Below are 18,635 nucleotides of genomic sequence, written 5' to 3'. Positions count from 1 at the left end.
TTCAATAAATCTTAAAATTAATCACTCATTTCGCTTGAATTTTGAAGCCCAGCCCCGACTTCTTTATGTAATTAAGAACTTCCCAAACCATGGCAGTTCAGCATTAACGCAGTTAACACTGATACCGAAGGACTGTACATGTTTAAGAACCCATTTAAACGGAGTAAATCAATGGCGACTGAGCAAAACGATCAAGCTCAAGAACTTGAGCAAGAGCAAACGGAACAACAAGCAGCTCAAGCTGAACCTGAACAAGTTGAAGTTACCGTTGAGTCTTTACAGGAACAAATCGCACAGCTTGAAGGCGATTTAAAACTTGAAAAAGCACGTACTGCAAATGCCGTATACGAAGCACAAAAAAGTGTGGAACGTATTCAACGCGAATCAGAAAAGCATAAAGATACGGTTCTAGAAAAATTCTCTAAAGAGCTCTTAGAAACTGTAGACAACCTGGAGCGTGCCATTATTGCTGCGGGTGAAGAACCAAGTCCGTTACGTGAAGGTGTCGAACTGACGCTGAAATCTTTATTAACGACATTAGAAAAATTTGGTGTGGTCGTCGTAGATACCAAGAATGGTTTTAATGCTGAACTCCATCAGGCAGTCGGTATTGCACCAGATGCTAAAGCCAATGAGATCGGTACAGTCTTGCAAAAAGGTTATGCCCTGAACGGCCGTTTGTTACGTCCTGCAATGGTCATGGTTGGCGCTTAAGCTAAATAAATTCGGGAGTTTGTGAAATTTTTTCTAAAAATTTACTTGAAAAAAACTGAACGGCTCTCATATCGGATAACAAGTAAATCCCTTTTTATTTCCCCTTTGATAAAGGGAAAAATCTGGGAATAAAAGAATTTTTGAGGAAACATCCAAATGGCTAAAATCATTGGTATTGACTTAGGTACTACAAACTCATGTGTTGCAGTACTTGAAGGCGACAAAGTTAAAGTTATCGAAAACGCTGAAGGCGCACGTACAACTCCATCTATTATTGCGTACAAAGATGGCGAGATCCTTGTTGGTCAATCAGCTAAACGCCAAGCGGTAACCAACCCTAAAAACACATTATTCGCGATCAAGCGTTTGATCGGTCGTAAGTACCAAGACCAAGCAGTTCAAAAAGATATCGGTCTTGTACCATACAAAATCATCAAAGCTGACAATGGCGACGCTTGGGTAGATGTAAACGACAAGAAACTTGCTCCACAGCAAATCTCTGCTGAAATCTTGAAAAAGATGAAAAAAACAGCTGAAGATTATCTTGGCGAAACAGTGACTGAAGCGGTAATTACTGTTCCTGCTTACTTCAACGATGCACAGCGTCAAGCGACTAAAGATGCAGGTAAAATTGCAGGTTTAGAAGTTAAACGTATCATCAACGAACCAACTGCTGCTGCACTTGCGTTCGGTATGGACAAGAAAGAAGGCGACCGTAAAGTTGCTGTATACGACTTGGGTGGTGGTACTTTCGACGTATCAATCATCGAAATCGCTGACCTTGATGGCGACCAGCAAATTGAAGTGTTATCTACAAACGGTGACACATTCTTAGGTGGTGAAGACTTTGATAACGCCTTAATTGAATTCCTGGTTGAAGAGTTCAAGAAAGAGCAAAACGTTAACTTGAAACAAGATCCGCTTGCGCTGCAACGTTTAAAAGAAGCTGCTGAAAAAGCGAAGATTGAACTTTCTTCTTCTAATGCAACTGAAATCAACCTTCCATACATCACAGCTGATGCGACTGGTCCTAAACACTTAGTGATCAACGTAACACGTGCAAAACTTGAAGGTTTAGTTGCTGACCTGGTTGCCCGTACGATTGAGCCTTGCCGTATTGCGCTTAAAGATGCTGGTCTTTCGACTTCTGACATCTCTGACGTAATCCTGGTGGGTGGTCAGTCTCGTATGCCACTGGTACAACAGAAAGTACAAGAGTTCTTCGGTCGTGAGCCACGTAAAGACGTGAACCCTGACGAAGCGGTAGCAATGGGTGCTGCGATTCAAGGGGCAGTATTGTCTGGTGACAAAACTGACGTACTTCTTCTTGACGTAACGCCTTTAACGCTTGGTATTGAAACCATGGGCGGCGTGTTGACTCCAATCATCGAGAAAAACACCACGATTCCTGCGAAAAAATCGCAAGTGTTCTCTACAGCTGCTGATAACCAGCCTGCAGTAGACATTTCGGTTTACCAAGGTGAACGTAAAATGGCTCAACAAAACAAATTGTTGGGTAACTTCCAGTTAGGTGACATCCCACCTGCTCCACGTGGTGTGCCACAAATCGAAGTATCGTTCGACATTAACGCCGATGGTATCTTGAAAGTATCTGCGAAAGACAAGAGCACTGGTAAAGAGCAATCGATCCAGATCAAAGCAAACTCAGGTTTGTCTGATGCTGAAATCGAAGCAATGATCAAAGATGCTGAAGCGAATGCTGAAGAAGACCGTAAATTCGAAGAGCTTGCAAAAGCGCGTAACGAAGCGGATGCGCTTGTATCTTCTGCTCAAAAAGCAGTGAAAGATCTTGGCGAACAAGTGACTGCTGACGAAAAAACTGCAATCGAAACTGCGGTTTCTGAGTTAGAAGCGTCTACCAAAGAAAATGATGTTGAGGCGATCAAAGCGAAAACTGAAGCGCTGCAAAACATTATCATGCCGATCACGCAACGTGCGTATGAAGCAGCTCAAGGCCAAGGCGGTGCGCAAGGTTTTGATCCAAACGCATTCCAGGGCGGTGAAGGTCAACAACAAAAAGCGGACGACGGCGTTGTAGATGCTGAGTTCACTGAAGTGAAAGATGACAAAAAATAATTTGTCAGCTTAAGCTCAAAAAGACCGCGCGAAAGCGCGGTTTTTTTTATCTTCATTCCGCTAGGAATTGCTTAATTTTTCCGCTACATTGAGCAAAAATAAAGATTTTAAAATACTATGCGTATTCTTTATCTGCTCATGGCTGTGGTACTGCTACTTGCAGGTTTTCTGCATCTACAGACCCAGTCTCATCCGCAGCTAAAATTTAATTCTCTATCTGACCGTCTTACCCACCCTTTTGATACACGCCTACGCTTTAAAGTAGAGCAGGTCGATCCAGGCTTTGGTCTGACCCGAGAAGAAGTGATTCAACTGGCACAAGAAGCGGTTGAGATCTGGCATCGTGGAACTGGCCGTAATGACCTGATGGTTTATGATGACAATGCTCAGCTGAGTATCAAGCTAATTTATGATCACCGTCAGCAGGAATATGACGCATTAAAGCAAACCACACAGAAATTGCTTCGCGATGAAGCCCAATATCAACGTCAGGCAGAAAACCTGACAGCTTCACAAGATCATCTGGATCAGCAACAACGTCACCTGTTAGAGCAGCGTAATCTGCTACAAATCCAGTTCCAGCAACTGCTACAACGGCGCAATCAGCCGGGACTCTCTGCCTATCAGCGTGAGCAGCTGCAACAGGAATTTAATGAACTACAACTCAAGTCAGAACGTTTCCAGCGTGAAGCAGAATATCTGCAACAACAGCAACTGGCTTTTAACACCCAGGTTTCCGCCTATCAAAGCAGTGTCCAGTCTCACCAGAACAATATCACTCTAGCACAGCAACGCTTTCCGCCACGTCAGTTCCATAAAGGGGTTTTTAAGGGTGATGAAATTCATGTCTATCAGTTTGATGCGCAAGACGATCTGCGCTTGACGCTGGCACATGAACTGGGGCATGCCCTGGGATTACTGCATCATGAGGATCCGGAAGCATTGATGTATCCAATACTGGGTGAACAGAAGCTGGAAAATTTTGAATTACGCCCGGCAGACAAGACTCTGCTCTATACACGCAAGTCTTAAGCAGTTTAATTCCTTATAAATTTTACGTCTTTATTATCTGTTTGAACGACTATACCCGGTAATTTCATGTTATTGTGAGGATCTATCATTCACCTAAGCCCTCTGTGGAGATCGGCATGAGTTATTACCATATCCTGATTGAAGCCAATGATCATATCAGTACAATTGATGAAACTCGTGATATCGAAATCTTTGATATTGTAGAACTTCAGCCTTATTTACATTCTGTCCTTTTGCCTTATTTTAATGAGCAGCTGATTGAACTTGAGGATGAAAATATTGCCTATAAGGACATTCTGCATTTAGAAGTGAAGCAGACTTTGTTGCCGATCAATGACCTGATTGAAGAAGAACAAAAGCTGTTACCAAGTGATACCGATATCACCATCACAGCTTATGAGATTTTTAATAATCGTGAGCTTAGTCAGGATGTAACGACTGTAATCTTTGACCTGCTTGAAGCGGCAAAACTCGAAGCTTAAATATAAAAATAGCGCATAAAAAAGTCCTCATTTTGAGGACTTTTTGATTTCTATGGTCTAAATCTCGAAGTATGTTTAGATAGAGAAAGATGAACCACAGCCACAGGTTGTAGTGGCGTTCGGGTTTTGTACCACAAAGCGTGAACCTTCCAGACCTTCCAGATAGTCAACCACTGAACCTACCAGGTACTGATAGCTGAGTGAGTCGACCAGCATTTTCACATCGCCATTGATAAATTCTGCATCATCTTCATTTTGGCTTTCAGCAAAGTTAAAGCCATAAGAGAAACCTGAACAGCCGCCACCCGTCACATAGACACGCAGCATGAGATCTTGGTTACCTTCACTGTCACGCAATTGGCGTACTTTATTGGCAGCATTGTCAGTCAGCACAAGTGCTTGAGCATTCATGATGGATTCCTCTGTTCGGTTCGGGCATCTTTAAAAAGAAAAGACCATATTTCAAGTATAGTATACTCAATATATGGTCAGTCTTTGTAAATTAAAGCTTAATCAGAGTAAATTTATCAGGATTGTTTATAATTTTCATCCTGTAGCGCACACTCAAAGTTTTTTGGGTCCTGCTTACAGCGGAACTGCCATAACAGTTTCATCATGCGCTTGTCATAAATCCCACGCTTGGTCAGATCAATACGCGCTTCACGCATCATTTTTTGATAACCAGGTTTGTCTGCTGCTGGAATATCCATCCAGTATTTAGATGGAATATCAGCTTTCATTTTACCCAAGATACCCAAAGCACGTGGCAATTCACCTTTCACCCATTCACGTGATTTCTGACCAAAACCTGCCGGGAATCTATCTGGACGGATGATGATATTACCCGTGACTTGAAGAATTGGATAATTCACAATTGCACCTTTGCTGCCTAGACCTTTATGCAGCTCTAAGGGTTTAAATACCGCAGCAGGTGCGCCAATGATATCCACCTGACCATTGTTAAACTTGGCACCAAAATTGGTGACATCGGCACTTACCGCTTGTGCACCGACCTGCTGCACCATGATTTTTTGCGCTTCGTCATAATCAAGTACCGCAATTTTTTTACCTGCTGCTTTAGCTACGGTATTAATACTGCGGTCATTGACCAGCAGGAAAGCATCCCCCACTGGAATCACTCCAGCGACTTCATATTTGCCTTGTACCATATGCTTGGCAAACGTCTTACTTGCCAGCCCTTGCATCACTTTAACCGCCAGATTCAGATCCGGGATCGCACCAATCGCATCCAGTGAACCGGTAAAATTATTGAACTGGCGACCGCGCATTCCCGTGACGCTAATACCATCACATTTTCCAGCTTTAAAATCTTCTGCAACCACAGCCTCATTGGTATTTACCCGTAGCTCGATATTCGCGCCCCAATTTTTTGCAGCCAGCTGATAATCTTTCATCACAGCGTACACATCGCCATTTTTACCGACCAGATCAAATACACAGACGATTTGCTTTGCCTGTACTGCACTGGAAGCTGCAACCATGCCTATACCGAGTGCGAGCGCCTTGAACCAAATTTTCATATTTTATTCCTTAAAAAATTGTTTTTGTTTTCTTAGGACTGCTGCATATCATTGTTTTTATGAGAAAGATGATAGCATGACTGATATTCATTCTAATGATTTTCAAGTCACAGACAATGGCAAAGTTGCCTGCCTTAACATAAACAAAGCCTGGAGTTTTCCAGGCTTTTTTCCTTTTAAAATCAGCTTATTCACCTGATAGTGAACATTCGAAGTTTGCCTTATCGACAGAACAGCGGGCACGTTTCAGTACGCTCATCATAGAAGCATCATAAATGCCCTGCTTGGTCATATCCATACGACCATCACGAAGCATTTTTTGATACTTGGTTTTATCTTCTGCACTCAGGTTCATTTTATATTTGGCAGGGATACCTGCTTCTAAACGGTTAATCATCGCCATGCTCTTCGGCAAGTTTTTAACAAACCAATCACGTGATTTCTGTCCAAAGCCTGCCGGGAAGCTTTCAGGACGGATTACAAAGTCTGAAGTGACATGCAGCACCGGGAAGTTAAACATCGCACCACTATTGCCTAAGCCTTTATAGATTTCTAGCGGCTTGTAAGCATAAGCAGGTGCACCCACCATATCGACCTGACCATTATTAAACTTGGCCACAAAGTTAGATACATCCGATACAACAGCCTGTGCACCTACGCGCTGCACCATGATTTTTTGTGCATCGTCATAGCCCAATACAGCAAACTTTTTACCGGCCGCTTTTTCAATCGAGTTGATGTTTTTGTCACGCACAAAGATAAAAGCCGAACCCAGTGGAGCAATCCCGGCAATTTCATATTTTTTGCCGCCTAAATTACTCACCATCTTGGCAGCATTACGTTTATCCAAAGCAAAGGTAATGGCACGCTGTGCAATAGCATTGCTTGGCACACCGCCTAACGCATCAATAGAACCTGCAAATTTATTGTATTGACGTGCACGCATCGCCGTCATAAATACGCCGTCACATTTACCCGCTTTAAAGTCATTGTCTGCAACTGCTTCATCCTGACGAGCAATCAGATTAATTTCTGCTCCCCAAGATTTTGCTGCCAGTGCCCATTCCTGAGCCATCTGGAAAGACTCCCCAGATTTACCGAGTAAGTCAAAAACACAGATATCGACTTTTTTTGCTTGTGCTGTACCTGCGAAACCAACGGCAGAAAATGCCGCCAATGCTAGAAGTGTTTTTTTCATTGTAATAATCCTTGCAAAATCTTGTTCTTCGATGGGGTTTCCATACTTGTGACAAATATTAGCAAGTTTCTTTAAAAAAAATAGAGTATTTACTCCATTACAATCAAGTGGTTTGTCCCCTATTAGCAAAATGTGTCCCGTATTCACATTTTGAATATAACAAAGTCTATATATATCAATTTTTTAGCTATTTATCTAAAAGTCAAAAGACTTACATTTTTTTAATTCAATTTACAAACAAATACATTAGAGCGCTATTCGCCACCTAATCAGCATTCAACATTGGTATGTTCTAGCGTACAACGTGCCCGTTTCAATACCCGCATCGTAATCGGGTCTTAGATCTCTTGATTGGTCAGCTCCATCCGGCCATCACCCTTGCCTGAGTTAAAGTCCTGATCGAATTTGGCTTCACTGTATTTATTCTTAGTCATTTTTATTGATACTTGTATTTCAATATCGTCTTATTTTTCATTGAAAATACTGGTTCTATTTAAATATAAATTCAAAAATATGAATCTATGTGAAGGATGAAGTGCAGGATCGTGTGAATTCTCCAGCAAGATTTTTTTATTTTGATGGGCTTTCCTTTAGAATAGCGCCATTCTTCTTGTCGAATGTCAGTACAGCTCCATGATTCAGTTAGATCAGTTAAGCATACGCCGCGGTGGACGCATCCTTTTCCAGAAAGCCTCCATGCAATTGCATCCTGGATGGAAAATTGGCCTGACCGGTGTCAATGGAGCCGGTAAGTCCACCCTATTTTCAGCACTCCTGGGCGGTATTGAATCTGACAGCGGCTCCCTGACCCGTCCTGCAGTCTGGACCGTGGCGCATATGGCCCAGGAAATCAAAGCCTTGAATATGAAGGCGATTGATTTTGTCCTGTCTGGCGATGAGGAATACTGGGATATTCAACAAAAGCTGAACCATCCTGAACAGCTGGATGATGCTGAGCTGGCACACCTATATGGCCGCTTTGATGAAATTTCCGGTTATGCTGCACCGTCTAAGGCTTCTCAGCTAATGGCAGGTTTGGGCTTTATGGATTATCAATCTGAGCTGGATGTTGCCAGTTTCTCGGGGGGATGGCGTATGCGTCTGAATCTGGCGCGTACCCTGATGAGCCGTTCTGATCTGTTATTACTGGATGAACCGACCAACCATTTGGATTTAGATGCCATTTTATGGCTAGAAGATTGGCTCAAAGCCTATGAAGGGACTTTGGTGCTGATTTCGCATGACCGCGATTTCCTGGATGCCATTACGGATCATATCCTGCATATTGAAAATCAGGAACTGATTCTATATACCGGTAACTACTCGACCTTTGAGCGTACCCGTAGCGAACGTCTGGCACAGCAGCAACAAGCTTATGAAAAGCAGCTTGAAGTACGTGCCCATTTGCAAAAATTCATCGACCGATTTAAGGCCAAAGCCACTAAGGCGAAACAGGCTCAAAGCCGGATCAAGCAGCTGGAGCGGATGCAGGAACTCTCTGTTGCGCATGTAGATACGCCATTTACTTTCAGCTTCCGTGAACCGACCAAGATGAGTTCACCATTACTACAACTGGAAAATGCCGATATTGGTTATGGCGACAAGCTGATTGTAGGTAATGTCAGCCTGCAAATTACTCCGAATAGCCGCATTGGCCTGCTGGGGATGAATGGTGCCGGTAAATCGACGCTGATTAAATCTCTCGTCGGTGACTTAGCTTTAATCAAAGGTCTTCGTAAAGACTCAGAACTGTTAAATATTGGCTACTTTGCCCAACACCAGATGGATGCACTAGATGGTAGTGCCAGCCCGATGCTACAACTGGCACGTATTGCTGATTCTAAAATCAGTGAAGCCAGCTTGCGTTCTTTCCTCGGCAGCTTTGGTTTTAGCGGCGAACGCATGGATACGCCAAGTGAAAGTTTCTCTGGCGGTGAACGTGCCCGTTTGGCACTCGCGTTAATCGTATGGCAGCGTCCAAACGTGTTGATTCTGGACGAACCGACTAACCATCTGGACCTGGATATGCGTCATGCTCTGACTATGGCGCTGCAAGACTTTGAAGGCGCTGTCGTGCTGGTTTCGCATGAACGTCAGCTGATCGCCAGTGTCTGTGATGAACTGCTGTTAGTTCATAATAGCAAATGTACTGAATTTGATGGTGATCTGGTAGCGTATGCCGAATGGTTACGTCAGGCACGTGCGGAATTATTAAAAAGTGTGCCTAAAACTGCTGAAGTGGTGAAAGTACAGCAAGCTGAAGCAAAACCTGCACCAAGTAAAGTGGATAAAGAAGCACAGCGTAAGGAGGCAGCTCGTCAACGTGAGCAGACTCGCCCGATTCGCAAGAATATTGAAAAATGTGAAAGTCAGATCGCTAAGTTGCAGCCGAAACTTGCTGTCATTGAAGACAAGCTGGCAGATACCGGTCTGTATGAGGCATCCCGTAAGGATGAACTGCTTAAACTCATGAATGAGCAGACTGAACTGAAAGCACAGCTGGAAACTGCTGAAGAACAGATGCTGGAACTGATGATGGAATTAGAAGAACTGGAACAATCTTTCCAGGACAGCTAACTCCATTAGCATTTTAACAATTGAAGGATCAGCGGCTCTTGTCACTGATCCTTTTTTTATAGCTTTATTTGGTCGATTAAAACATTTTTATCTACGCTCTAAGGTCGTTTTTATTAGTTTAGTCATTTGCGAGATTTTTGACATATTTTGTAGTGAATTACGCAAGCACTATATAAGTTTATCTTTTAAACAGTCCGGTTCCTTATTTCATACATTAATTTACAGCTCTGAGTCGGGAGATGAGGCTCTAATAAAAAGGCTTTTTAATAATCAGCAGCCTTGTTTAAGTCTGTTTTAATGTTGAACGAGAGAGGAAATCCATATGCGTGCACTGACCTATCATGGTACTCGGGATGTCAGAGTTGAATCTGTTCCAGATCCAGTGATTCAGGAAGCAGATGATGTCATTTTAAGGGTAACAGCCACTGCAATTTGTGGTTCAGACCTGCATCTTTATCGTGGAAAAATTCCGGCCATTGAACAAGGCGATATTTTTGGCCATGAATTCATGGGCATCGTGGAAGAAGTTGGCCCTGCGGTAACTGAAGTTAAAAAAGGTGACCGGGTTATTATCCCCTTTGTGATTGCCTGTGGTCACTGCTTTTTCTGCGAACATGAATTAACCGCTGCCTGTGAAAATACCAATACGGGTCGTGGTGCAATCATCAATAAAAAGCAGATTCCACCAGGTGCTGCCCTGTTTGGTTATAGTCATCTGTATGGGGGCGTACCGGGTGGACAGGCCGAATATGTACGAATTCCCAAAGGGAATGTGGGACCATTTAAGATTCCCGGCTCCTTGCCTGATGAAAAAGTATTATTCCTCACCGATATTCTACCGACGGCCTGGCAGGCAGTGACCAATGCTCAAGTTACCCGCGGCTCAACCGTGGCAATTTATGGTGCAGGCCCAGTTGGTCTATTGTCCGCAGCTTGTGCCCGTATGCTCGGTGCCGAACAGATCTTTATGGTCGATCACCATCCTTATCGCTTGCGTTTTGCTTATCAAACCTATGGGGTAATTCCGGTTAATTTTGATGAAGTTGATGCAGCTGAATTTATTATTCAAAATACAGCAGGTTATCGTGGTGTAGATGCGGTTATTGATGCTGTTGGTTTCGAAGCCAAAGGTAGTGTTCTGGAAACCGTAATGACCAACCTGAAACTAGAAGGTTCGAGTGGTTCAGCGCTAAGACAATGTATTGCAGCGGTCCGCCGTGGCGGTGTAATGAGTGTACCTGGAGTTTATGCCGGTCCAATTCACGGCTTCCTGTTTGGTGATGCCTTTGACAAAGGCTTGACCTTTAAAATGGGACAAACCCATGTGCATAAATATTTGCCACAGTTACTAGAACATATTGAAAATGGAGATCTGTCTCCAGAGGTAATTATTACCCATCGCATGAAACTGGAAGATGCTGTGGAGGGTTACCGTATTTTTGATAAAAAGGAAGAAGACTGCCGTAAAGTCATTTTAACGCCGTAAATATACTAAAAGATTAAAAGCGCCTTCCTAGGCGCTTTTTTATATTCGTAGATTCTCAATCAAAAAATTCCGTCTAGCAGAAGCGATTTAATTTCTATTCCTCTCTGACTCGCAGGAAATCGTTCTGAAAAGTTCAAATCCAAATGCTGATCTCGAAAAGAAACCTAAAGAAAAAAATTAGTAATAAAAATTTTTAATTCAATGATTTATAAAAAATGAAAGTTCACTTGATTGTTGAAATAATTATGTAGTTTAACTACATCTGAATTTTCAACGCAAAAATATGTTCCACGCCGACTATTAAATAAAACTACATCAATAATATAAGTGAATGTTTTATAAAATATTTATTTTAATTTTCTATAAAACTAGCATTCAAACTGATCTGTTCTGAAATTTGACTTAAACACAGAAAATCAGCACCAGCTGGTAATTCAAATTTAAAACATTATTTTAAATTTAAAAATATTTATCCACAAGATACCAGAGAATAAATTTAAATTTAAAAATTAAAGGTAATTTAGAAGGAGTTTTATTGTGGATAAATACTATCTTATTCACCCAAATAAATATGGATAACTTTGGAGTTATCCACACTATTGATCAAGCTTTGAGCTTATTTAGAAACAATACTATTCACACATAATTTGATTTATTCATTACTTTATTTTTGTAAGTTTCTTAACTGATTGAAAATCTAGGATTTCAGAAATCGAAGTTCAATAATTTTCCATTCCTCTTCATAGCGCCACAATTCCTGAATACGATGTTTATCTTTGGCTAAACCAGTCACTACACAGCATTCAGTCTGATCCGCATTATATTCGTATTCTTCATATTCTACTTCGGGCTTATGCGGTTTCCACACCCCATTTTTGACTGCATGTGCAATCCGGTCATAACGGACATAACTGGTTTCTACACGCTTTTTCTGCTCAAAAACCACCTTAAACTCTTCATGCTCATACTGACGCAGAACATCATAGTTACCGATATAGAATGCATTAGCCCAAATTTCACGGACTTGTTCAAGCTGGCTATCCATGGATAAACCTCTTTATTGCCATAGGCTGACCCAGATCAGACAAATACTGCAAATAAAAAATCACCAGATATGGTGTCAGAATCACTGATCAGCTGCTGAGTATGCTCACCAGTTAAAATGACATTAGCATAAATTGATCATAAAAAAAGCACCCCGAAAGGTGCTTTTTTAAGTGGATTGTGTATCAGTTATGCATCGATATCTGCGTTCAAAGCATTCTCTTCAATGAAGGCACGACGTGGTTCTACGTCATCACCCATCAAGCAAGAGAACATACGATCCGCTTCAATTGCATCCTGCACCGTCACCTGTAGCATGTTACGGTTTTCTGGATCCATGGTGGTTTCCCACAGCTGATCCGCATTCATCTCGCCCAGACCTTTATAGCGCTGGATCATCATACCGCGACGGGAGTCTTGCAGGATGTGCTGCCATACTTCATGGAAGCTATTGACCAGAATCTTGCGCTCGCCTTTTTGCAGGTAAGCACCTTCTTCAAGTAGCGTGAACCAGCTCTTCGAGTTCTTCAATAAACGTGCATATTCACTTGAACCCAGCAGACCTGAATCCAGCAGATAAGCATGTGGCAGGTTATGGATATAAATCGTGATACGTGGCAGATAAGTCACAGACTTGTTACCTTCTGCATCTTCCTTCTCGAAGGTTTCAATACCCAGTTCAGGACGCAAGCTTGGTTGCTTGTCTTCGATATGTTGACGCAACTGCATTGCCCAGTTTTCTACATAATCCAGATCAGTTGCTTGATCCAGCTTAAATGCTTCAAGTGCCAACAGACCATCTAACAATGTTGCAGGATAACGTAGCGTCAAACGATTCAAGCTTTTTTGCGAGGTTTGGTAATCCGCAATCACCTTTGCCAATGCATCCCCACGAATGGCAGGTGCATCAGCGCTGATGTGCAGTTCAAGTTCATCAATCGCATTCGAAATCAGGTAAGTTTCCAGTGCATCATTATCCTTGATGTACTGTTCCTGCTTGCCTTTTTTCAGCTTATACAGCGGTGGCTGTGCAATATAGATATGACCACGTTCTACCAGTTCCGGCATTTGACGGAAGAAGAAGGTTAACAGCAGCGTACGGATGTGTGAACCATCCACGTCAGCATCGGTCATGATAATGATTTTGTGATAACGCAACTTGTCCGGGTTGTATTCTTCACGGCCAATACCACAGCCCAGTGCAGTAATCAGCGTACCCACTTCAGCAGATGAAATCATACGGTCGAAACGCGCACGTTCCACATTCAGAATTTTACCTTTCAGTGGCAAAATTGCCTGCATCTTACGGTTACGGCCCTGTTTAGCAGAACCACCCGCAGAGTCACCTTCGACCAAGTACAGTTCAGACAATGCTGGATCTTTTTCCTGACAGTCTGCCAGTTTACCTGGAAGACCTGCAATGTCTAAAGCACTCTTACGACGTGTCATCTCACGTGCTTTACGCGCTGCATCACGGGCACGTGCTGCATCAATGATTTTACCCGCAATTGATTTCGCTGCTTGTGGGTTCTCTAATAAGTATTCAGAGAATGACTTATTCATTGCCTGTTCGACCGCAGTTTTGACTTCGCTCGACACCAGCTTTTCTTTGGTTTGTGATGAGAATTTCGGATCAGGCACTTTCACCGAGACAATCGCAGTCAAGCCTTCACGTGCATCGTCACCAGATACTGCAACTTTTTCTTTTTTCAGAATATTTTCACTGTCCATGTAGTTGTTTAAACCACGGGTCAGTGCAGCACGGAAACCGGCTAAATGGGTACCGCCATCCTTTTGCGGGATGTTGTTGGTAAAGCAGCGTACATTTTCCTGATAAGAATCATTCCATTGCAGTGCCACTTCTACCCCGATCCCGTTCTCCGCCATCGTCGTAAAATGGAAGATATCATTCAGATGGGTCTTGCCTTCATTGATATATTTTACAAATTCGGACAAGCCTCCTTCGTAATCAAATATATATTCCGCATTGATGCGTTCATCACGCAGTACGATACGTACACCGGCATTCAGGAAAGACAGTTCACGTAAACGACGCGCCAAAATATCGACATTGAAAATGGTTTGGCTAAAGGTTTCAGAACTTGGCCAGAAACGTACACGTGTACCTGTACGGTCGGTATCACCGATCACTTTTAGCGGATATTGTGAATCGCCATGACGGTATTCCTGTTGATGGATATGACCAGCACGATGAATGGTCAATTCCAGTTTTTCTGACAGTGCGTTTACAACAGAAACACCTACGCCATGCAGACCACCAGAGACCTTATAGCTGTTGTCATCAAACTTACCGCCGGCGTGTAGAATGGTCAGAATTACTTCTGCTGCAGACACCCCTTCTTCAGGGTGAATATCCGTTGGAATACCACGTCCGTTATCTGATACTGACACCGATTCATCTTCATGAATAGTCACTAAAATTTCATCACAGTGACCTGCCAGTGCCTCATCAATCGAGTTGTCAACCACCTCGAAAACCATGTGGTGTAAGCCTGTACCGTCGTCTGTATCACCAATGTACATGCCCGGACGCTTACGCACTGCGTCTAAACCACGTAATACCTTGATGCTAGAGGAATCATAAGCCTTTTCAATGGTTTGTTCTGGTTGAGAAGCAGCTTGATCTTCTGAACTCATGGTTTCTCCCTAGTGAAAAATAGGTCTATCCAAAGATGGGTAAAACTTTAAAATACTATTGCACAACAACCTGAACGATACCGTTTTCAACATTGAATAACTGATATGAGATAGACAAATCATGTAAATGCTTTTGTACTGATTCGTGGTCTAAAGTGGTAATAAAAACTTGACTACCAAGTTGGCTCAATCGCTCAATTAAACGTTGTTGTGCGGTTAAATCTAATTCTGCTGTCAGATCATCTAATAATACCACAGTTTCCTTATTACAAGAATGTAGCATTGCAATTTGAGACAGTTTTAACGCCATCAGCAGCAGCTTTTTCTGTCCACGAGACAGGATCACATCTGCATCTCCCAGAGGGGTCTTCAGGCGCAAATCTGCGCGATGTGGACCATATTCTGTATAGCGTCTCTCACAGTCCCGCTCATGATAATTGGTCAGGTCATTTAACAGCCCCGTTTCAGCATGAAAACCGGGACTATAATCCAGACTAATACTGAGATCTGGCAGCAGATGCTTAAGGTCTTCCTCAAAGAAAACTTTCCATTGCTCGACAATACCTAGCCGCTGCGAATGTAGAATCTCGCCATACTGACTCAGCATCTGGTTCCACGGTTCCAGTTCAGAAAGGCTGAGATAGCGTTTGGACTTCAGCAGACTATTTCGCTGTTTCAGAGCACGCGAGTAATATTGCCAGGCGTGATAGAATTCTGGTTCCACGTGGAACATTAACCAGTCTAATAACTGTCGCCGTGGCTTGGCACCATGATCAATAATATCGGTACTTTGTGGATCAATCAGTTGTAAGGGTAGCAACTTGGCCAGCTGCCCCTGTGTCGCCACCAGATCACCATTCACCTTGATCAGCTGCTCCCCGCTCGCCATCTTTTGCATACCGACTTTTTCGGTATCAGACTGGGCAAAGACGATCGCATCCGAAGCACTGTGCTGAATGTAGTTTTTAGGAATATGGGTACGAAAAGAACGCCCTGTAGCCAGCAGATGAATGGCTTCCAGAATAGAGGTCTTACCTGAACCATTCTGGCCATAAAAAACATTAAACGGCTGCAATCCCTGGAGAGCAACCGTCTTTAAATTTCGTACACGCTCGATATGCAAACGCGTAATGTGCATGACTAGCTTGTGCCTGAATGCCGCCGCTTAAACGCGCATCGGCATGACCACATAGGTTTGGTCTGTATGTGCAGGATCCTGAACCAGTACCGACTGGTTGGCTTCAGTCATGCTCATGGATACATCATCACCATCCAATACACCCAGAACTTCTAGCAGGTATTGCGCATTGAACGACATTTCCATGGGTGCATCTGCATACTGGATTGCCAGATCTTCAATCGCTTCATCCTGTTCCGGGTTATTGGCACGCAGTTGTAAAGAATCCGCATTAAAGTTCAGGAATACGCCGCGCAGTTTTTCATTACTTAAAATCGCGACACGTTGCAGAGATTGTTTGAATACGTCATGGGCAATGATGACATGCTTGTCACCACCACGTGGAATCACACGACGATAGTCCGGGAATTTACCGTCAATCAGTTTTGTGGTGAAACGTACTGTAGTATCACCCTGTTCTTTATCACGGCTTGGTACAGTAATGGTCACATTTAATAATTCACGACCGATCAATAAAGATAACTGGTCATCTTCAACGCTAAGCAGACGCTGTAATTCACCCACCGCCTTACGTGGCACAATGGCCTGAATTGGCTGAGTGGCAGTGGATTGGGCAGCTGTTTCACACAGCGCCAGACGATGACCATCGGTAGTCACTGCACGCAATTGGTTGGCATCAATTTCCAGTAAGGTACCAGTCAGGTAGAAACGTACATCCTGCACTGCCATTGCAAAAGCAGTCTTTTCAAACAGGCGTTTTAGTTCACGCTGGGTCACAGTGACTTGCGTGCCCTGACTGTTTTCAGTCGACAGCAATGGATAGTCTTCAGCAGGCAAGGTACCCAGTACAAAACGACTATTACCTGATTTCAGGATACAGCGCTGATCTTCAGTAATTTGCAGATCAACCAAAGCAGCGGATGGCAAAGATTTACAGATATCAATCAGTTTACGGGCAGGAACTGTGGTTTCACCCGCTTGCAGACACGCACCTTCATTCAGAGGCGTACTTGCCACCAGTTCAACTTCAAGATCTGAACCGGTCACCGTTAATGCTTGAGCTGTCACTTGAATTTTCAGGTTAGACAGAATGTTGAGGGTATGGCGACGTTCAACCGCTCCTACGACATGTGATAGAACATTCAGTAAGCTCTCTTTCGCGATTTTTAAACGCACGGTACATTCCTCTAAAACTGAAGATAAATATAGAAAAAGTTAATTTTTTAGCACTGTACTATGCGGCAAAAAAAGCCGCATAGCAAGCGCAGAATTTGAGCGATTTAGATCAACTTTGCAACAGGCGCTGCAGGTTTTTATAGTCCTCGTTGAAGATCGGATCTTCCTCACGCAGACTTAATACTTTTTCACAGGCATGCATCACGGTACTGTGGTCACGACCACCAAATGCCATGCCAATTTCCGGGAAACTATCCCCGGTCAGTTCACGTGCCAGGCCCATTGCAAGCTGACGCGGACGTGCATAAATACGGGTACGTTTCGGACCCACCAGTTCTTTCAGTGGAATGCGGAAATATTCACTCACCACACGCTGAATATTTTCCGTACTGATGGTGCGGGCACGAATCGCCAAAACATCTTTTAAGGATTCACGCACCACATCCAGATCAATTGGCGTACCTTTAAAGCGGGAAATCGCCACCACTTTATTCAGTGCACCTTCAAGCTCACGCACGTTGGCGACCACTTGCTGTGCAATAAACAGTGCACAGTTGCGTGGCAGATCGACTTCATTGCTTTCAGCTTTTTTAAGTAAAATTTCAATACGGGTTTCAATATCGGGTGGTTCAACCCCGACCGACAAGCCCCAAGAGAAACGTGAAACCAGACGTGGATCCAGTTCAGTCAATTCTTTAGGATAACGGTCCGAGGTCAGGATGATCTGTTTAGATTCATCCAGCAACGCGTTAAAGGTATAGAAGAACTCGACCAGACTGGCTTCTTTACCTGCCAATAAATGAATATCATCGACCAGCAATAAATCCAGCGAACGGCAGTTTTTCTTAAATTCTTCAACCTTGCCCTGCTGTAAAGAACTGACAAAATCCTGCACAAAACTTTCCGCAGTCATATACATCACCCGGGCATTCGGCTTGGCTTGCAATAATGCATTACCCACGGCCTGCATCAAGTGGGTTTTACCCAGACCGGTCGGACCATACAAAAATAACGGATTATGTTGAGACGCACCAAGCTGGGTCAGAACCTTACGACAGGTTTCTGCAGCCATCTGGTTCGAGCGACCTTCCACAAATAGAGAAAAAGTAAATAAGGGATTCAGCTGACGCTTGCGGCTATTTTTAACCGATTCTTCTTTTTCTTTACGAGGGCGAGGCGCAGGTACACTCACAGGCTGGGTTTCTAAAGCAGCCGTGGTGGTCGCTGGCTGTTCACTGGCAGACAAAATTGCACCAGGACGGGAATCCACCAGAATTTCGACTTTACGGATACGGCCTTCAGATAACTGTTCCGCCAGAATCGAGATCAGCTCCAGATGATGTTCTTGAATGTAGCGCGTCCAGTAAGGGTTCGGTGCATAAAGACGAAGGGTATCGTCCAGTTCCTCGGCAACCAGTGGGCGTATCCACATTGTAAAGACATTTCCAGAGAGCTCTTGTCGCAAGCGATTTAAGCAGTCTGTCCAAAGCAT

14 protein-coding genes and 1 pseudogene are annotated in these 18,635 nt (G+C 43.4%); 6 read left to right on the top strand and 9 right to left on the bottom strand.

Going from position 1 to position 18,635, the window contains the following annotated elements; all coding sequences use genetic code 11:
• The first annotated feature begins 171 nt into the window (after window positions 1–171).
• From grpE to IHE35_RS00060, 4 genes are all read left to right on the top strand, one after another.
• On the top strand, window positions 172–714 hold the full coding sequence (gene grpE, locus IHE35_RS00075; RefSeq protein WP_242790032.1) for a nucleotide exchange factor GrpE: 543 nt from the start codon (window positions 172–174) through the stop codon (window positions 712–714).
• A gap of 156 nt (window positions 715–870) precedes the next feature.
• Window positions 871–2,811 carry a molecular chaperone DnaK gene (gene dnaK, locus IHE35_RS00070; protein WP_242788346.1) on the top strand — a complete coding sequence of 647 codons (1,941 nt, stop codon included), beginning with the start codon at window positions 871–873 and terminating at the stop codon, window positions 2,809–2,811.
• Between the two features lie 117 nt (window positions 2,812–2,928).
• Window positions 2,929–3,843 (top strand): matrixin family metalloprotease, encoded by a 915-nt coding sequence (locus IHE35_RS00065; protein WP_242788345.1) that lies wholly within the window; start codon window positions 2,929–2,931, stop codon window positions 3,841–3,843.
• A 104-nt stretch (window positions 3,844–3,947) separates the two neighbouring features.
• Window positions 3,948–4,325, top strand: a complete 378-nt coding sequence (locus IHE35_RS00060) for a hypothetical protein (RefSeq protein ID WP_242790031.1) — start codon at window positions 3,948–3,950, stop codon at window positions 4,323–4,325.
• Window positions 4,326–4,400: 75 nt separating this feature from the next.
• On the opposite strand, the gene erpA is transcribed toward IHE35_RS00060, so the two are convergent.
• From erpA to IHE35_RS00040, 4 genes and pseudogenes are all read right to left on the bottom strand, one after another.
• Window positions 4,401–4,736: an iron-sulfur cluster insertion protein ErpA gene (erpA, locus tag IHE35_RS00055; protein WP_242788344.1), complete on the bottom strand. Its 336-nt coding sequence runs from the start codon at window positions 4,734–4,736 to the stop codon at window positions 4,401–4,403.
• 116 nt (window positions 4,737–4,852) lie between these two features.
• Entirely contained in the window at window positions 4,853–5,827 is a 975-nt protein-coding gene (locus IHE35_RS00050; RefSeq protein ID WP_242790030.1) for a putative solute-binding protein, read from the bottom strand.
• Window positions 5,828–6,053: 226 nt separating this feature from the next.
• A complete protein-coding gene (locus IHE35_RS00045; RefSeq protein ID WP_242788343.1) occupies window positions 6,054–7,064 on the bottom strand; it encodes a putative solute-binding protein in 1,011 nt (336 codons plus the stop codon).
• A gap of 269 nt (window positions 7,065–7,333) precedes the next feature.
• Window positions 7,334–7,438 (bottom strand): annotated as a pseudogene (locus IHE35_RS00040) (RND transporter); the annotation flags it as partial.
• 259 nt (window positions 7,439–7,697) lie between these two features.
• Between IHE35_RS00040 and IHE35_RS00035 the strand changes: the two are divergent.
• Together IHE35_RS00035 and IHE35_RS00030 are read left to right on the top strand one after the other, a co-directional pair.
• Entirely contained in the window at window positions 7,698–9,641 is a 1,944-nt protein-coding gene (locus tag IHE35_RS00035) for an ATP-binding cassette domain-containing protein (RefSeq protein WP_242788342.1), read from the top strand.
• Between the two features lie 322 nt (window positions 9,642–9,963).
• The gene (locus tag IHE35_RS00030; protein ID WP_242788340.1) at window positions 9,964–11,127 is read left to right on the top strand and encodes a zinc-dependent alcohol dehydrogenase; all 1,164 of its coding nucleotides are present in this window, start codon (window positions 9,964–9,966) and stop codon (window positions 11,125–11,127) included.
• Window positions 11,128–11,824: 697 nt separating this feature from the next.
• Here IHE35_RS00030 and IHE35_RS00025 read toward each other — a convergent pair.
• From IHE35_RS00025 to dnaA, 5 genes are all read right to left on the bottom strand, one after another.
• Window positions 11,825–12,172, bottom strand: coding sequence for a hypothetical protein (locus tag IHE35_RS00025; RefSeq protein ID WP_242788338.1), 348 nt, complete (start codon window positions 12,170–12,172; stop codon window positions 11,825–11,827).
• Window positions 12,173–12,360: 188 nt separating this feature from the next.
• Window positions 12,361–14,829 (bottom strand): DNA topoisomerase (ATP-hydrolyzing) subunit B, encoded by a 2,469-nt coding sequence (gene gyrB / locus IHE35_RS00020; RefSeq protein WP_242788336.1) that lies wholly within the window; start codon window positions 14,827–14,829, stop codon window positions 12,361–12,363.
• 55 nt (window positions 14,830–14,884) lie between these two features.
• Window positions 14,885–15,967, bottom strand: a complete 1,083-nt coding sequence (gene recF / locus IHE35_RS00015) for a DNA replication/repair protein RecF (protein ID WP_242788334.1) — start codon at window positions 15,965–15,967, stop codon at window positions 14,885–14,887.
• 27 nt (window positions 15,968–15,994) lie between these two features.
• On the bottom strand, window positions 15,995–17,143 hold the full coding sequence (gene dnaN, locus IHE35_RS00010) for a DNA polymerase III subunit beta (RefSeq protein ID WP_099337835.1): 1,149 nt from the start codon (window positions 17,141–17,143) through the stop codon (window positions 15,995–15,997).
• A 109-nt stretch (window positions 17,144–17,252) separates the two neighbouring features.
• Entirely contained in the window at window positions 17,253–18,635 is a 1,383-nt protein-coding gene (gene dnaA / locus IHE35_RS00005) for a chromosomal replication initiator protein DnaA (RefSeq protein ID WP_242788332.1), read from the bottom strand.

This window comes from Acinetobacter sp. ASP199, assembly GCF_022700675.1.
Taxonomy (GTDB): domain Bacteria; phylum Pseudomonadota; class Gammaproteobacteria; order Pseudomonadales; family Moraxellaceae; genus Acinetobacter.
Note: the sequence above shows the minus strand (reverse complement) of the source record. Positions and strands in the feature narration are given on the sequence as shown.

What these genes read in the sequence shown, in the direction of transcription:
- IHE35_RS00035 (WP_242788342.1), top strand. Translation starts at nt 7,698, where the DNA reads ATGATTCAGTTAGATCAGTTAAGCATACGCCGCGGTGGACGCATCCTT.
- IHE35_RS00065 (WP_242788345.1), top strand. Translation starts at nt 2,929, where the DNA reads ATGCGTATTCTTTATCTGCTCATGGCTGTGGTACTGCTACTTGCAGGT.
- IHE35_RS00030 (WP_242788340.1), top strand. Translation starts at nt 9,964, where the DNA reads ATGCGTGCACTGACCTATCATGGTACTCGGGATGTCAGAGTTGAATCT.
- IHE35_RS00045 (WP_242788343.1), bottom strand. Translation starts at nt 7,064, where the DNA reads ATGAAAAAAACACTTCTAGCATTGGCGGCATTTTCTGCCGTTGGTTTC.
- erpA (WP_242788344.1), bottom strand. Translation starts at nt 4,736, where the DNA reads ATGAATGCTCAAGCACTTGTGCTGACTGACAATGCTGCCAATAAAGTA.
- grpE (WP_242790032.1), top strand. Translation starts at nt 172, where the DNA reads ATGGCGACTGAGCAAAACGATCAAGCTCAAGAACTTGAGCAAGAGCAA.
- recF (WP_242788334.1), bottom strand. Translation starts at nt 15,967, where the DNA reads ATGCACATTACGCGTTTGCATATCGAGCGTGTACGAAATTTAAAGACG.
- dnaK (WP_242788346.1), top strand. Translation starts at nt 871, where the DNA reads ATGGCTAAAATCATTGGTATTGACTTAGGTACTACAAACTCATGTGTT.
- IHE35_RS00025 (WP_242788338.1), bottom strand. Translation starts at nt 12,172, where the DNA reads ATGGATAGCCAGCTTGAACAAGTCCGTGAAATTTGGGCTAATGCATTC.
- IHE35_RS00050 (WP_242790030.1), bottom strand. Translation starts at nt 5,827, where the DNA reads ATGGTTGCAGCTTCCAGTGCAGTACAGGCAAAGCAAATCGTCTGTGTA.
- gyrB (WP_242788336.1), bottom strand. Translation starts at nt 14,829, where the DNA reads ATGAGTTCAGAAGATCAAGCTGCTTCTCAACCAGAACAAACCATTGAA.
- dnaA (WP_242788332.1), bottom strand. Translation starts at nt 18,635, where the DNA reads ATGCTTTGGACAGACTGCTTAAATCGCTTGCGACAAGAGCTCTCTGGA.